General features: G+C 61.2%; 13 protein-coding genes and 1 rRNA gene. 8 read left to right on the plus strand and 6 right to left on the minus strand.

Going from position 1 to position 15,298, the window contains the following annotated elements; all coding sequences use genetic code 11:
- Positions 1 to 50 precede the first annotated feature (50 nt).
- From gyrB to amaB, 6 genes are all read left to right on the plus strand, one after another.
- Entirely contained in the window at positions 51 to 2,468 is a 2,418-nt protein-coding gene (gyrB, locus tag AC2FL1_RS11915; RefSeq protein WP_496877073.1) for a DNA topoisomerase (ATP-hydrolyzing) subunit B, read from the plus strand.
- 381 nt (positions 2,469 to 2,849) lie between these two features.
- Positions 2,850 to 3,833, plus strand: coding sequence for an NAD(P)H-quinone oxidoreductase (locus tag AC2FL1_RS11920; protein ID WP_496827461.1), 984 nt, complete (start codon positions 2,850 to 2,852; stop codon positions 3,831 to 3,833).
- A gap of 69 nt (positions 3,834 to 3,902) precedes the next feature.
- Positions 3,903 to 4,886: a quinone oxidoreductase family protein gene (locus AC2FL1_RS11925; RefSeq protein WP_496877074.1), complete on the plus strand. Its 984-nt coding sequence runs from the start codon at positions 3,903 to 3,905 to the stop codon at positions 4,884 to 4,886.
- Between the two features lie 52 nt (positions 4,887 to 4,938).
- On the plus strand, positions 4,939 to 5,367 hold the full coding sequence (locus AC2FL1_RS11930; RefSeq protein ID WP_234140441.1) for an Lrp/AsnC family transcriptional regulator: 429 nt from the start codon (positions 4,939 to 4,941) through the stop codon (positions 5,365 to 5,367).
- A 115-nt stretch (positions 5,368 to 5,482) separates the two neighbouring features.
- A complete protein-coding gene (locus AC2FL1_RS11935; protein ID WP_496877075.1) occupies positions 5,483 to 6,589 on the plus strand; it encodes a saccharopine dehydrogenase family protein in 1,107 nt (368 codons plus the stop codon).
- 3 nt (positions 6,590 to 6,592) lie between these two features.
- Entirely contained in the window at positions 6,593 to 8,107 is a 1,515-nt protein-coding gene (gene amaB, locus AC2FL1_RS11940) for an L-piperidine-6-carboxylate dehydrogenase (RefSeq protein ID WP_496877076.1), read from the plus strand.
- Positions 8,108 to 8,228: 121 nt separating this feature from the next.
- Here amaB and AC2FL1_RS11945 read toward each other — a convergent pair whose 3' ends face one another.
- From AC2FL1_RS11945 to ugpB, 5 genes are all read right to left on the minus strand, one after another.
- Entirely contained in the window at positions 8,229 to 9,167 is a 939-nt protein-coding gene (locus AC2FL1_RS11945; protein ID WP_496877077.1) for a glycerophosphodiester phosphodiesterase, read from the minus strand.
- Positions 9,164 to 10,219 carry a sn-glycerol-3-phosphate import ATP-binding protein UgpC gene (locus AC2FL1_RS11950; RefSeq protein WP_496877078.1) on the minus strand — a complete coding sequence of 352 codons (1,056 nt, stop codon included), beginning with the start codon at positions 10,217 to 10,219 and terminating at the stop codon, positions 9,164 to 9,166. Before AC2FL1_RS11950 ends, AC2FL1_RS11945 begins: the two co-directional genes overlap by 4 nt.
- A gap of 10 nt (positions 10,220 to 10,229) precedes the next feature.
- On the minus strand, positions 10,230 to 11,081 hold the full coding sequence (gene ugpE, locus AC2FL1_RS11955) for a sn-glycerol-3-phosphate ABC transporter permease UgpE (protein ID WP_496827473.1): 852 nt from the start codon (positions 11,079 to 11,081) through the stop codon (positions 10,230 to 10,232).
- Complete coding sequence (gene ugpA, locus AC2FL1_RS11960; RefSeq protein ID WP_496877079.1) at positions 11,081 to 11,962, minus strand: sn-glycerol-3-phosphate ABC transporter permease UgpA; 882 nt, start codon at positions 11,960 to 11,962, stop codon at positions 11,081 to 11,083. The genes ugpE and ugpA overlap by 1 nt, the downstream gene beginning before the upstream one ends.
- A gap of 83 nt (positions 11,963 to 12,045) precedes the next feature.
- Positions 12,046 to 13,347 carry a sn-glycerol-3-phosphate ABC transporter substrate-binding protein UgpB gene (gene ugpB / locus AC2FL1_RS11965; protein WP_496877080.1) on the minus strand — a complete coding sequence of 434 codons (1,302 nt, stop codon included), beginning with the start codon at positions 13,345 to 13,347 and terminating at the stop codon, positions 12,046 to 12,048.
- Between the two features lie 149 nt (positions 13,348 to 13,496).
- Here ugpB and AC2FL1_RS11970 point away from each other — a divergent pair, with 149 nt between their 5' ends.
- Positions 13,497 to 14,426 carry a LysR substrate-binding domain-containing protein gene (locus tag AC2FL1_RS11970; RefSeq protein WP_496827479.1) on the plus strand — a complete coding sequence of 310 codons (930 nt, stop codon included), beginning with the start codon at positions 13,497 to 13,499 and terminating at the stop codon, positions 14,424 to 14,426.
- A 124-nt stretch (positions 14,427 to 14,550) separates the two neighbouring features.
- On the opposite strand, the gene AC2FL1_RS11975 is transcribed toward AC2FL1_RS11970, so the two are convergent.
- Positions 14,551 to 15,033 carry a hypothetical protein gene (locus AC2FL1_RS11975; RefSeq protein ID WP_496877081.1) on the minus strand — a complete coding sequence of 161 codons (483 nt, stop codon included), beginning with the start codon at positions 15,031 to 15,033 and terminating at the stop codon, positions 14,551 to 14,553.
- Positions 15,034 to 15,186: 153 nt separating this feature from the next.
- On the opposite strand from AC2FL1_RS11975, the gene AC2FL1_RS11980 reads away from it, so the two are divergent.
- Positions 15,187 to 15,298 (plus strand): 16S ribosomal RNA (locus AC2FL1_RS11980); the annotation flags it as partial.

The following is a 15,298-nucleotide window of genomic DNA, read 5'->3' on the forward strand; positions in this document are numbered from 1 at the left end:
TTCCCCTGCGGGTTTCGTATAAAATCACAAAAATACGAAGGAAGGCGCGAATGTCCGAAATCGAGCAACCCGGAAATGAGTACGGTGCCGATTCCATTAAAGTTCTCAAGGGCTTGGAGGCCGTGCGAAAGCGGCCCGGGATGTATATCGGTGACACCGACGATGGCTCGGGCCTGCATCACATGGTTTATGAGGTCGTCGATAACGGTATCGACGAGGCGCTCGCGGGCCATGCCGACCATGTAACGGTGAAAATTCACGCCGACAGCAGCGTCTCGGTCGCCGACAACGGCCGTGGGATTCCGGTGGATATCCACGCTGAAGAGGGGGTTTCGGCCGCCGAGGTGATCATGACCCAGCTGCATGCGGGCGGCAAGTTCGACAGCAACTCCTACAAGGTGTCGGGCGGCCTGCACGGGGTGGGTGTGTCGGTGGTGAACGCGCTCAGCGATTGGCTGGAGCTGCGCATCTGGCGCCACGGCAAGGAGCATGTCGCCCGGTTCGAGCGTGGCGATACCGTCGAGCATCTACGCGTTGTGGGCGAGTGCGGCGACCGCACCGGGACCGAGGTGCGGTTCCTGGCCTCGACAACCACATTCTCGAACCTCGACTATGTGTTCGAGACGCTGGAAAAGCGCCTGCGCGAACTGGCCTTCCTGAATTCGGGCGTGCGCATTATCCTGATCGACGAGCGCCCGGCCGAACGGTTGGAGACCGAGCTGTTCTATGAAGGCGGCGTGCGCGAGTTCGTCAAATACCTGGACCGCTCGAAAACGCCGGTCATGCCGGTGCCGATCTATTTCAAGGGCGAGCGTGACGATATCGGCGTCGAGATCGCGATGTGGTGGAACGACAGCTATCACGAAACCGTGCTGCCCTTTACCAACAACATCCCGCAGCGCGATGGCGGTACCCATGTCGCAGGCTTTCGCGGCGCGCTGACCCGGACCATCAACAACTATGCCCAGTCGAGCGGCATCGCGAAAAAGGAAAAGATCAACTTTACCGGTGATGACGCACGCGAGGGGCTGACCTGTGTGCTGTCGGTCAAGGTACCCGATCCGAAATTCTCGTCCCAGACCAAGGACAAGCTGGTTTCGTCCGAGGTGCGACCGGCGGTCGAGAACTTGGTGAACGAGAAACTAGCCGAGTGGTTCGAGGAGAACCCAAACGAGGCCAAGCAGATCGTCGGCAAGATCATCGAAGCCGCGCTGGCCCGCGAAGCCGCCCGAAAGGCGCGTGAATTGACTCGGCGCAAGACTGCGATGGATGTGAACTACCTCGCTGGCAAGCTCAAGGATTGTTCGGAAAAAGACCCGTCCAAGACCGAAGTGTTCCTGGTCGAGGGTGACAGCGCCGGTGGCTCGGCCCAGACCGGGCGTGACCGGCGCACCCAGGCGGTGCTGCCCCTGCGCGGCAAGATCCTGAACGTGGAGCGGGCGCGGTTCGACCGGATGCTGGGCAGTCAGGAGATCGGCAACCTGGTGATGGCGCTGGGTACCGGGATCGGGCGCGACGAGTTCAACATCTCGAAGCTGCGCTACCACAAGATCGTCATCATGACCGATGCCGACGTCGACGGCGCGCATATCCGCACTCTGCTGCTCACCTTCTTCTACCGGCAGATGCCGGAACTGATCGAAGGCGGCTATCTCTATATCGCGCAGCCGCCGCTCTATAAGGTCGCGCGCGGCAAGTCCGAGGTCTATCTCAAGGATCAGGCGGCGCTGGATGACTATCTGATCCAGCAGGGCGTCGAGGGCGCGGTGCTGAAGCTTGGCAATGGCGAAGAGATCGTCGGCCAGGATCTGGCCCGCGTGGTGGATGAGGCGCGGCAGCTGAAACGCGTGCTCGACGCCTTCCCGACCCATTATCCCCGCCACATCCTGGAACAGGCCGCTGTTGCTGGGGCCTTTGTCGCCGGTGCCGTCGATGCCGACCTGCAAGGGGTGGCCGACAAGGTTGCCGCGCGGCTCGACCTGATCGCGCTGGAATACGAGCGCGGCTGGTTGGGGCGGATCACCCAGGATCACGGCATCCGGCTGGCCCGCATCCTGCGCGGCGTCGAAGAGGTGCGGACGCTGGACGGCCCGATGCTGCGCTCGGGCGAGGCGCGCAAGACCGGCAGTTTCACCAAGAGCCTGCAAGAGATCTATACCCAGCCCGCGATGCTGGTGCGCCGCGACCGGACCCAGGCGATTCACGGCCCGCTGACCCTGCTCAAGGCGATTCTTGACGAGGGCGAAAAGGGCCTGACGTTGCAACGTTACAAGGGGTTGGGCGAGATGAACCCGGAGCAGCTGTGGGAAACCACCCTTGATCCTGACGCACGCACACTGTTGCAGGTTCGGGTCAACGACATGGTCGAAGCGGACGATATCTTTACCAAGCTGATGGGTGATTCCGTCGAGCCGCGCCGCGAGTTCATTCAGCAGAACGCGCTGAGTGTCGAAAATCTGGATTTCTGAGCCAATGTTGGGATCCCCATAGCGCGGCGGATACCTCAAGGTGCTGCGGCTCGTACCTCAAGCCCTCTTTGGCTCCATGCCTCATGATGCCGCGCCGGAAATTGCGGGGCATCTTCTGATTGGCAACCTTCTCCGCAAGACTCGCCGCGCTCGATATTCGCGCTTCGCCTTGCATATGGAAGCAGGTCGCCATCAGCCGGTCATGCGGCAGGCGTGGCTCTGGATCCCGGGTCGCGCCTGTCCCGACATCTGAATGGTGTCGCACGCAGCGCGTCTTGGGCCGAGACGGGCTGTCGCAACCATTGGGTTGCGGTGCCTTTGCTGTTTGCCTGCTGCCGTCCGGATGCTAGGCAATTGGAAAGATCAGGAGGAATGCAGTCCATGACAGAGATGATGCGTGCGGTTGAAATCTCCCGCCCAGGCGGACCCGAGGTCTTGCAGCTTACCCAGCGCCCCGTGCCGCAGCCGGGCCATGGGCAGGTGGTGATCAAGGTCGCCTATGCCGGCGTGAACCGGCCCGACGCGTTGCAGCGGGCGGGGGCCTATGATCCACCACCCGGCGCCAGTGACCTGCCAGGGTTGGAATGTTCGGGAGAAGTGGTCGCCGTGGGTCCGGGTGCAGAAGATGTTGCCGTGGGCGACAAGGTCTGTGCCCTGCTGCCCGGCGGCGGCTATGCCGACTATGTGGTCACGCCCGCCGCACATTGCCTGCCGGTGCCGCAGGGCATGGCCCTGCGCGAGGCGGCCTGCTTGCCCGAGACCTTTTTCACTGTCTGGTCCAATGTGTTTACCCGTGGCGGGCTCAAGGCGGGCGAGCGGTTTCTCGTGCATGGCGGGTCCAGCGGCATCGGCACCACAGCGATCCAGTTGGCGCATGCCTTTGGCGCGCGGGTCTTTGCTACCGCTGGATCGGATGAAAAATGCCGCGCCTGCCTCGACCTAGGCGCCGAGCGGGCGATCAACTATCGTGACGAGGATTTCGTCAAGGTCATGCGGGCCGAGGGCGGCGCCGACCTGATCCTCGACATGGTGGGCGGCGACTATATCCCACGCAACGTCAAGGCGCTGGCCGAGGATGGACGACTGGTGCAGATCGCTTTCCTGCAAGGGCCTGTGGTCGAGCTGAACTTTGCCCTGATGATGGTCAAGCGGCTGACCCTGACCGGCAGCACCCTGCGCCCGCAAAGCGATCTGGCCAAGGCCGAGATCGCCCGCGACCTGCGCGAGGCGGTCTGGCCGCTGCTTGACGCGGGGCGGGTTGCACCGGTCATGGATAGCGAGTTCGACTTGAGCGAGGCCGCCGCCGCCCATGCGCGGATGGAAAGCTCGGGCCATATCGGTAAGATCGTTCTCAAGGTCGCCTGAAATCCCGCCCGTCCGGCTTGTCCCGGCGGGCGCGCCTGCTAGGGTTATTCCGAACGAGGGAGGACCCAGATGAGCGAGACGGCGAAAACCGTGGTGATCGAGGCCTTTGGCGGCCCCGAGGTTCTGCAATTGCGTGACCTACCAGTAGGGGATCCGGGGCCGGGCGAACTGCGCATCCGGCATCACGCCTGCGGGCTGAACTTTATCGACGTCTATCAGCGCACTGGCTTGTATCCCCTGGCGCTGCCTCACGCGCTGGGGATGGAGGCTGCCGGTGTCGTCGAGGCGGTGGGCGAGGGGGTCACCCATCTGAAACCGGGCGACCGGGCCGCTTATGCCGCCGCTCCTCCGGGGGCCTATACCGAGGCGCGGGTGATGCCGGCGGCGCAGGTCTGCCCGCTGCCTGACGAAATCTCCTTCGATCAGGCCGCCGCGATGATGCTCAAGGGGTTGACGGTCGACTACCTCTTCCATCGGACCACACCTTTGTCGCGGGGCGATACCGTACTGTTCCATGCGGCGGCGGGCGGCGTTGGCCTGATCGCCTGCCAATGGGCAAAATCCGAAGGCATCACGCTGATCGGCACCGCCGGCAGCGACGAGAAATGCGCGCTGGCCAAGGCGCATGGCGCCACCCATGTCATCAACTACCGGACCGAAAATTTCACCGATCGAGTACGAGAGCTGACCGGTGGCAAGGGTGTCGACGTGGTGATGGATTCGATCGGCGCGGACACGTTCGAAGGGTCGCTGGACTGCCTCAAGCCACTGGGCATGATGATTTCCTTTGGCAATGCCTCGGGGCCGGTGCCGCCAATCAGCATTGGTATCCTAGGTCAAAAGGGCAGTCTGAAGATCACCCGCCCGACGCTCTTTACCCATATTGCCGACCATGCCGCCTGTCAGGCGATGGCGCGGCGTCTGTTTGGCAAGGTGACAGGCGGCGAGGTAAAGATCCGGATCGACCAGCGTTTCCCGCTGGATCGGGTGGCCGATGCCCATCGCGCACTTGAAGCGCGCCAGACCACCGGCAGCACCATTCTGGAACTGTAAGCCATACGTGATAATCCTTGCGCCGCCCCATCCGGCGGGGCAAGGAAGTGGCATGGATCAGCTTGACCGTCAGATCGTCGCGGCGCTGCAACACAATGCGCGCGAATCGACCACCAAGATCGCCGCGCGCCTGGGCGTGGCCCGCACCACCGTGCACGAACGCATCACCCGGATGGAGGCGCGCGGCGTGATCGCTGGCTATTCCGTGGTGTTGCGCGAACCCCAGGATGAAAGCAAGGTTCAGGTCGTCGTGCTGCTGGAAGTGCAGCAGAAAGAGACCACGCGCATCGTCAAGCGGCTCGAATCCTATCCCGAGATCAAACTCTGCCTGTCGATCAATGGCGAATACGACCTGCTGCTCTCGGCCGAGGCGCCCAGGATCGAGGATCTGGACATTCTGGTCGACGAAGTTGGCGCTATTCCCGGCATCTTGCGCACAAATACATTTGTGGTCTTTGGGCGCCGGATTGATCGAACCTGACATAATGTCAAGAAACCCGTCATAACAACGGATATCCGAGTCGTTTCGACACTCTGCTCCCTACAGATCGAACAGCCGCCACGCCATCCTGATGTCAGTATCAAGGAGACGTGCCATGCGCTGGAATATTTGTGTCGTCGGGGCCGGGAAGATCGGCCAGATGATCGCCGCTTTGCTCAAGACTTCATCCCATTACTCGGTCACCGTGGCCGATCATGATCTGGCGGCGCTGGCGGTGCTGAATCGGATGGGGGTTGCCACCAAACAGGTGGATGCCAAGGATGAGGCCGGGCTGGCCAAGGCGCTGGGCGGGTTCGATGCAGTGATTTCGGCCGCACCGTTCTTTCTGACGCCGGTCATCGCCAAGGCGGCCAAGGTCGCTGGCGCCCATTACTTCGACCTGACCGAGGATGTGGCCGCAACAAATGCGGTGCGCGCCCTGGCCGAGGACAGCCAGACCGCGTTCATGCCGCAATGCGGATTGGCGCCGGGCTTTGTCGGCATCGCAGGGGCGGCGCTGGCGGCTGAATTCGACGAGATCGACAGCCTGCATATGCGGGTGGGGGCACTGCCGCTCTATCCGACCAACGCGCTGAAATACAATCTGACCTGGTCCACCGACGGGCTGATCAACGAGTATTGCAACCCCTGCGATGCCATCGTGAATGGCCAGCTGGTCAAGACCGCGCCGCTGGAGGATTACGAGATCCTCGGTCATGACGGGGTCGAATACGAATGCTTCAACACCTCGGGCGGGCTGGGCACGCTGCCCGAGACGCTGGACGGCAAGGCGCGCGCGGTCTCGTACCGCTCGATCCGTTATCCGGGTCACCGCGATATCCTGCGCCTGCTGCTGAACGATCTGGGGCTGGAGCGTCGCCGCGACCTGCTCAAGGATATCTTCGAAACGGCGTTGCTGCGTACCGATCAGGATGTGGTGCTGGTCTATTGCACCGCCAAGGGGCGGATCGGTGGCCAACTGCGTGAAAAGAGCCTGATCAACAAGTCCTATTCCCGCGTCATCGACGGCCAGGTCTGGAGCGCGATCCAAGTCACCACCGCCGCCGGCGTGCTGGGCGTGGTCGACCTGATGCGGACCGGAACGCTGCCCGCCAAGGGGTTTGTCCGGCAGGAACAGGTCAAGTTCGCCGATTTCCTCGAAACCGAATTCGGCCGCCTGTATCGGGCGGGCGATCTGACTGCACAGAACAAGGCTGCTTGAAACATGAAAGATATCGTCATGACCGCTGAAACCGTATTGCAGCAACTGGGCCTTGGTGCCGCCGATCTGACCGGGGGCAGCATCCGCGTCGCCTCTCCGATTGATGGCCGTGTTCTGGGCGAGGTGCACGAAACGCAGTTGTCCGAAATGGGTGCTGTGCTGGACCGGGCCAAATCGGCCTTCAAGATCTGGCGCAGTGTACCGGCGCCGCGCCGGGGCGAGTTGATCCGCCTGCTGGGCGAAGAACTGCGCGCCTCGAAAGAGGCGCTGGGCGCGCTGGTCAGTTGGGAGGCGGGCAAGATCACCTCCGAAGGGCTGGGCGAAGTGCAGGAGATGATCGACATCTGCGATTTCGCCGTCGGCCTGTCGCGGCAGCTTTATGGCCTGACCATCGCATCCGAACGCCCCGGTCACCGGATGATGGAAACCTGGCATCCGGCCGGACCGGTCGGCGTGATCTCGGCCTTCAACTTTCCCGTTGCCGTCTGGTCCTGGAACGCGGCGCTGGCCATCGTTTGCGGTGATCCGGTGATCTGGAAACCGTCGGAAAAGACTCCGCTGACCGCGCTGGCCTGTCAGAAGATCTTTGACAGGGCAGTCGCTCGGTTTGGCGATGCGCCTGAGGGACTGTTGCAGACCCTGATCGGCGGTGCCGACCTGGGTAAGGCATTGGTCGAGAGCGAGGACGTGCCGATCATCTCGGCCACCGGTTCGACCCGCATGGGTCGCGCCGTGGCGCCCATCGTGGCGGCGCGTTTCGGCAAATGCATCCTGGAGTTGGGCGGCAATAACGCGATGATCGTCGGCCCCTCGGCCGATCTGGAAATGGCGGTTCGCGCCATCGTGTTCTCGGCGGTGGGAACCGCGGGTCAGCGCTGTACCACGCTGCGCCGCCTGATCGCGCATAACTCGATCAAGGACGAGTTGGTCGCGCGTTTGAAGAAGGCCTATGCAGGATTGCCCATCGGCAATCCGCTGGCCGAGGCAACGCTGATCGGGCCACTGGTGGACGAGGCATCGGGGAAAGCCATGATCGCAGCGCTGAAATCGGCCGAATTCGAGGGTGGCGTCGTTTTTGGGGGTGTCCGCGTCACCGAGGGCGTGCCTGAGGGCGGTGTCTACATGCAACCCGCTATCGTCGAGATGCCGGGGCAGAGCGCCACGGTAAAGACCGAAACCTTCGCCCCGATCCTTTATGTGATGGGCTATGACGATTTCGAAGAGGCGGTCGCGATTCAGAACGACGTACCGCAAGGCCTTAGCTCCTGCGTGTTCACGCTGAACATGCGCGAGGCCGAGCAATTCCTGTCGGCGTCCGGCTCGGATTGCGGGATTGCCAACGTCAACATCGGCCCGTCGGGCGCGGAGATTGGCGGGGCATTTGGCGGAGAAAAAGAGACCGGTGGTGGCCGCGAAAGCGGTTCGGACGCCTGGAAGGCATATATGCGGCGGCAGACCAACACGGTGAACTATTCCGCTGAACTGCCGCTGGCGCAGGGGGTGAAGTTCGACATTTGAACCGAAACCAATCCAGCCCCGCGTTGCAGCGGGGCTGGAACTTTTCATCGTTGTTTTCCGGACCGGAAAACGACCCGGAAAATTCGAGAATTTTCCGAAGCGGAATTCTTGCAGAATTCCGTCAGTTCCAGGTCAGCCCCATATCAATCAGGACCCGTTGCGTCCGACCCGGGTAATCGGTCACGATCCCATCGACCCCGGTCGCGGCCAGCCGCCTTATGTCGTCGGTTTCGTTGACGGTCCAGGTGAGCACCGACAGACCCAGATCATGGGCCTCGGCCACCAATTCGGGCGTCACGTCCAGATAATAGGGACACCACAGCTGGCCCCCGGCAACCGCGACGGTCTGCGGCAAGGTTGTGGTCAGTCCTTGGTAGTCGGGTCCGACCGATTTAGCCGAATCCTCCCCCGGGTCATCCGCATTTTCCGGCAGTTGTGAGAGGTATGACGTCGGCAGATCCGGCGCCTGCCTGCGGCATTCGTCCAGTAGTGCCCAGTCAAAACTGTGCATCACTGTACGTGGTTCCATCCGGTAGCGCCGGACATCGCTTACCGCTGCGGCCACCAGATCGGCCCGCGCGGCGTCGTCGCGCATCAGTGCAGGATCCGATTTCAGTTCCAGCAGCAGATAGGGTGCGTTCTCGCCATGGCTTGCGCAAAGGTCGAGCAGGTCGCCCAGTCTGGGTACGCGTATGCCGCTAAGAAAGGCCTGATCGGGAAAGCGTTGGCCATAGGTGGTCCGACCGTCCAGACCGCCGACATCCAGGGCCCGGATCTCGGCAAAAGTCATCTCGGCGACCTTCCGCTCCGCGCCCGTAAGCCACCGGCCTTGCGAATCGCGTGTCGCCGAATTGGCGAGATGGTGGTTGTGGGTCACCACCGGTACGCCGTCAGCGGTCATCACCACGTCGAATTCAAGTGCTTGAACCCCGGCGGCGAGCGTGAAGGCAAAGCCTTCGAGCGTGTTCTCCGGCATTACGCCGCGCGCGCCACGATGGCCGATGACACGCACTACGCCTGCACCGCCGCGAAGCCCAGCAAGTTGGGCGAACGTGCTCATGCCTTGATTCGCTTTCCGGTTTCGGGGTCGAACAGATGCAGACTGTCCGTCGTAGGGGTGAAACTCATCACCGAACCCGCAGCCGCCGACATGTGACCGGGCATGCTGACCACCATTTCTGTCTCGGTGCCGTCAAGTTGGCCGTGCAGCAGCGAGTTTGCGCCCAGCTGTTCAACCAGTTCCACACGTACCCGCACCGGCCCGTCATCGTTGGGCAACAGGTGTTCGGGCCGTAGTCCCAGCGTGACCGCCCCCTGCGCCGTGCCAGCCCCCGCGATCCGGGCGCCATTGGCCAGGGTGACGGAACCTTCGGCGGCGGTGGCAGGCAGAAAGTTCATCGCCGGGCTGCCGATGAAGCCGGCGACAAAGGTCGTGGCGGGCCGGTCATAAAGCTCGATCGGCGTGCCGAACTGCTCCACGTAACCGCCATTCAGCACCATCAACCGGTCGCCCAGTGTCATCGCCTCGACCTGATCGTGAGTGACATAGATCGAGGTCACCCCAAGACGCTGTTGCAGCTTGCGGATTTCCAGCCGCATCTGCACCCTCAGTTTGGCGTCAAGGTTCGACAGCGGCTCGTCGAACAAGAACACCTGGGGGTTGCGCACGATGGCGCGGCCCATGGCGACCCTCTGCCGCTGGCCGCCCGACAGCTGCCGCGGCTTGCGATCCAGATAGGGGCGCAGCTCCAGGATATCGGCGGCCTCTTCGACGCGGCGAGCAATCTCGTCCTTGGAAATCTTTCGGATCTTGAGCCCATAGGCCATGTTCTCGCGCACCGACATATGCGGGTAGAGCGCGTAGTTCTGGAACACCATCGCGATGTCCCGATCGGCGGGTTCCAGTTGGTTGACCACGCGATCGCCGATGCTGATCTGGCCGGCGGTGACGGTTTCGAGCCCGGCGACCATGCGCAACAGAGTCGACTTGCCACAGCCCGACGGACCGACAATGACGATGAATTCGCCATCTTCGATCTGGCCCGCCACATGGTGGAGGACCTCGGTGTCGCCATAGGCCTTTACGAGATTGTCGAGAGTGATGGATGCCATGGTCTTGTGCCTATTTGTCGGTCTCTGTCAGGCCCTGAACAAAGAGCTTTTGCATTGCGACCACCACGAAGACCGGCGGCAGCATCGCCAGCAGCGCGGTCATCATGATGATGTTCCATTGCGGGGACTGTTCCGCCGCCTCAAGCATCTGCTTGATGCTCATCACGATGGTGGTCATGTCGGTGTCGGTGGTGATCAGCAACGGCCACAGATACTGGTTCCAGCCATAGATGAAGAGGATCACGAACAGCGCCGCGATATTGGTGCGCGACAGCGGGATCAGGATATCCCAGAAAAAGCGCAGCGGCCCGGCCCCGTCGATCCGCGCGCTTTCCAGCATCTCGTCGGGGATGGTCAGAAACACCTGGCGGAACATGAACGTTGCCGTGGCCGAGGCAATCAGCGGGATCGAAAGGCCCCAATAGCTGTTGAGCATACCCAGGTCGGCCACCACTTCGAACGTGGGCAGGATCCGCACCTCGACCGGCAGCATCAGGGTGACGAAGATCAGCCAGAAGAAGAACATGCGGAAGGGAAACTTGAAATAGACGATGGCAAAGGCCGATATCAGCGAGATCGCGATCTTGCCCAAGGCGATCATCATCGCCATGGCCAGGCTGTTGAGCAGCATCCGCCAGACCGGGGCGGTCTCGCTGCCGCTCAGGCCAGAGCCAAAGAGGGTCTGGGTGAAATTCTCCCAGAAATGTCCGCCCGGCAGCATCGGGATCGGCGCCTGCGTCATGCGCACCGCGTCATGGGTGGCGGCGACAAAGGTGATCCAGATCGGCAGCGCGACGATGACGATGCCAAGGATCAGAACCAGATGGGTGATGACGTTCAGGATGGGGCGATTTTCGACCATCAGTATTCCACCTTGCGTTCGATATAGCGGAACTGGACCACGGTCATGGCAATGACCAGGATCATCAGGATCACCGATTGTGCCGCCGAACCGCCCAGATCGAGGCCGACAAAGCCGTCGTTATACACCTTGTAGACCAGGATCGTTGTCGAATTGGCCGGCCCGCCCTGGGTCACCGCATGGATGATGCCGAAGGTGTCAAAGAAGGCGTAGACCGCGTTGATCACCAGCAGGAAGAAGGTGGTGGGCGAGATCAGCGGAAAGATGTGATCGACAAAGCGGCGCACCGGCCCGGCCCCGTCAATCGCCGCCGCCTCGATCAGCGAGCGCGGGATCGACTGCATGGCGGCGAGATAGAACAGGAAGTTATAGGCGATCTGCTTCCACGCAGCGGCAAAGATCACCAGCATCATCGCCTGGGTGCCATTCAGATAGTGATTCCAGTCGATCCCGATCATGTCGAGCAGGAAAGGAAAGATGCCTAGTGTCGGGTTGAACATGAACACCCAAAGCGCCCCGGCCAGCACTGGCGCGACCGCATAGGGCCAGATCATCAGCGTACGATAGGTGGTTGCGCCGCGCACAACACGGTCGGCGAATCCGGCCAGCACCAGGGCGCTGCCCATCGAAAGAACCGCGACGGCGGCCGAGAACAAGATCGTGCGGCCAAAGCTTTGCAGATATTGTTCGTCATCGACCAAAAGTTCGAAATTCTCGAACCAGACAAATTCGGTGGACAGACCGAACGCATCCTCGATCAGGAACGACTGATAGACCGCCTGGCTGGCGGGCCAGATGAAGAAGACCAGCGTGATCAGGATCTGTGGCGCCACCAGCAGATAGGGTAGCAGCGAGCTGGGAAAATGGACACGTTTCAGCATCGGGGTCTCGTCGTCTCAGGGCCGGAAACGGCTGAGCATCCGGCGGGCTGATGCCGCCGGATGCCGGGTCTTGCGGGCTCAGGTCAGTTGGCCGAGCGTTCGAACTTGCGCAGCAGGGTGTTGCCACGTTCGGTTGCCGCCTCCAACGCCTGGGCTGCCGTCTTGTCACCGGCCCAGAGCGCTTCAAGCTCTTCGTTGATCACGTCGCGGACTTGAACGAAATTGCCGAACCGGATCCCGCGCGAATTTGCGGTGGGAGTGTTCAGGCTCAGCTGCTGAATCGCGGTATCGGTTCCGGGGTTGCTGTCATAGAAGCCCTGCTCCTTGGACAGTTCATAGGCAGCTGTGGTGATCGGTACATAGCCGGTCTCCTGATGCCACCAGGCCTGCACCTCGGGAGAGGACAGATAGGTCATGAACTTGGCCAGCCCCTTGTATTCCTCGGCATCGTGCCCAGCCAGCGCCCAGAGCGTCGCGCCGCCGATGATCGAGTTCTGCGGCGCATCCGCTACGGCGGTGTCCAGCGGCAGCATGGTCTGGCCGAACTCGAACTGAGCCTGCCCCTTGATCGAGCCGTAATAGGCCGACGAATTCATCCACATGCCGCATTCACCATTGGTGAACATCGGCAGGCTGTCCCCCCGGCGTCCGCCATATTTGAACAGGTTGCCTTCGCTCATCTCTGCGATATCGTCGAGGCGCGCGGCGACCTTTTCATTGTTGAAAGTGAACTCGGTGTCGAACCCGGAAAAACCGTTTTCCTTGGTCCCCATGGCCATGTTGTGCCATGCCGAGTAGTTCTCGATCATGACCCAGGACTGCCAGCCAAAGGAGAAACCGCAGTCCATGCCGCTGTCGACCAGCGCCTGGGCAGCGGTCTTCATGTCATCCCAGGTTTTCGGCACTTCGACACCGGCGGCCTTGAGCGCGTCAGCATTGTACCACAGGACTGGAGTCGAGCTGTTGAAGGGCATCGACAGCAGCTCGCCTTCCGGCGTCTGATAGTAGGAGATCACGGCCGGCAGATAGTCGGACTTGTCGAACGGCTCGCCGGCGTCGGACATTAGCTGCTCGACGGGATAGATCGCGCCCTTGGCGGCCATCATGGTGGCGGTGCCGACCTCGAAAACCTGCACCAGATGCGGATGTTCCTTGGCGCGGAAGGCGGCCACGGCAGCGGTCATGGTTTCGGTATAGTTGCCCTTGTAGGTCGGCACGACCTTGTACTCGGATTGGCTGGCATTGAAGTCGGCGGCGATCTTGTCGACGCGCTCGCCATTGGTGCCACCCATCGCGTGCCACCACTGGATTTCGGTTTGCGCAAAGGCCATGCCGGTCGTCAGGACCAACGCTGATGCGCTCAGTGTCAGGAATTTACAAGTCATATCAACCTCCCGGGGTTCATGGACGGGCGGATGGTTGCGCAGGGAAAAAAATAACTCAAGCAAAAGTTTTATGAACATTCTCATAGTATAATGTTATGGCTGGGTGATCCAAGACTCGATTGCTGCATGCGCGAAGAAAGGGGAAAGTCTTGAATTTCAAGCTCAGACAGTTGGAGGCGTTTCGCGCTGTGGCCCAGACGGGCTCGATCACACGTGCAGCGCAGCAATTGGGAATCTCGCAACCCGCCGCGAGCCGGTTGCTTGCGGACTTCTCGGCCTCGGTCGAATTCCCGCTCTTCGTGCGTGAAGGCGGCAGTATGCGCCCGACTCCCGAATCGCGCTATATGCTGGCTGAGATCAATCGTGTCTTCGAGGGCCTCGCCCATCTCGAAGATCTGCGCCACAATCTCAAGGACCGCACCGCAGGCCATCTGCGCATCGCCTGTTTGCCGGGTTTCGCCACAAGCCATCTCCCGAAGGTCCTGACCGCGTTTCTGAAGGACAGGCCGGGAGTTACCGTTACGCTGGAACCCGACAGGCCGGAACGCATCCTGGAATGGATCGTCGGCCAGCAATACGACTGTGCGCTCACAGATGGGTTCTCGGGGCATCCAGCCACCGAGAGTACGGATATACCGATCCGCACCGTCTGTATCCTGCCGCCGGGCCACCCGCTTGCGGAACGCAGCGAGATCACACCGCACGATTTGCGCGGCGAGAAGATCATTCATTCCCGGCGCGACAGCCCGTTCTTTCGGCGTCTGGCGCAGGCTTTCACCGATTGCGAGGTAGAGCTGACCTCGTGGATCGAGGTGCGTCAGTTCACCACCGCCTGCACCATTGTGGCCGAGGGTCAGGGAGCGGCGGTGCTCTCGGCACTGGACGCTGAGCAGTATCGTGACCGGGGTCTGGTGATCCGCCCCTTTGCTCCCCGGATCACGCATCGCCTCTCGCTCTTGCGGCCGGTCACCGGAAGCCTGTCTCCCCTTGTTCTGGATTTCCTGGAAACGTTCACGGCGAGCCTTGCCCCGTTCATCGATCATGGAGAAGGAGAACGCACAACCGGCCGGACCAGATAGGGCGATCCAGCACCGAAACTGCAAGGGATCGCTGTATGAGCGATGGTGGCGCCACAGGCATGGGCATGACGATACATCCGCGACACCACTGTAAGTCACCTGTTTCGCCGGGTCACAGGATGATTTACAGAAGGCTGAACCAGGGCTTTCTTGGAAAACTATTATAAATCAATGCCTTCCCCTTGAATTGAGATTTTTTGTGATTTTTGTATTTTTGTGCTTGCGACTCTTTTTGGTTGGGCCTAGAACCCCCTTCACCGGCGGCGCTGAGGTGCTGCGGACGGGTCGGAGAGACGGCCGGACACGCTGGAGAGACGGCGGCATTCGAGGAATGAGCGGGGCGGGCGCGCTGATAGATTGGCGCATCGGTCTTGTTTTTGCCTTCGGGTGGCAGTGCTCTTTGACATTGATGGATGACTGAAGAGATATGTGGGCGGTTTGGTTCGTTTCGACGGATTGAAAGTCTGTATATCGCGCTCTTAGCGCTGTGTTTCGTATTTGGGTTGGGGTCGATGATCCTGTGCTCAAGTAGCGAAGCGGTAGCGCGATGATAGAGTGTCAGCTTCACTGTTTGGTGGTGCAACGTTTCTTTTGGAACGATGTACATCAGACAGATGACTCTTGATGTTTGCCCTGGCCTAGCCGGGTTGGGGTCGCGACGTTTTTTTGGGATGGTTTATCTGTCCTCAAGTAGCGAAGCGGTAGGACATCAAGGATGTGCAGAGGTTCGACTGTCATGGAAATGTCGGAGACGGCATTTTAACTTGAGAGTTTGATCCTGGCTCAGAACGAACGCTGGCGGCAGGCCTAACACATGCAAGTCGAGCGCGCCCTTCGGGGTGAGCGGCGGACGGGTTAGTAACGCGTGGGAA

This window comes from Ruegeria sp. YKSF070 (assembly GCF_059612725.1).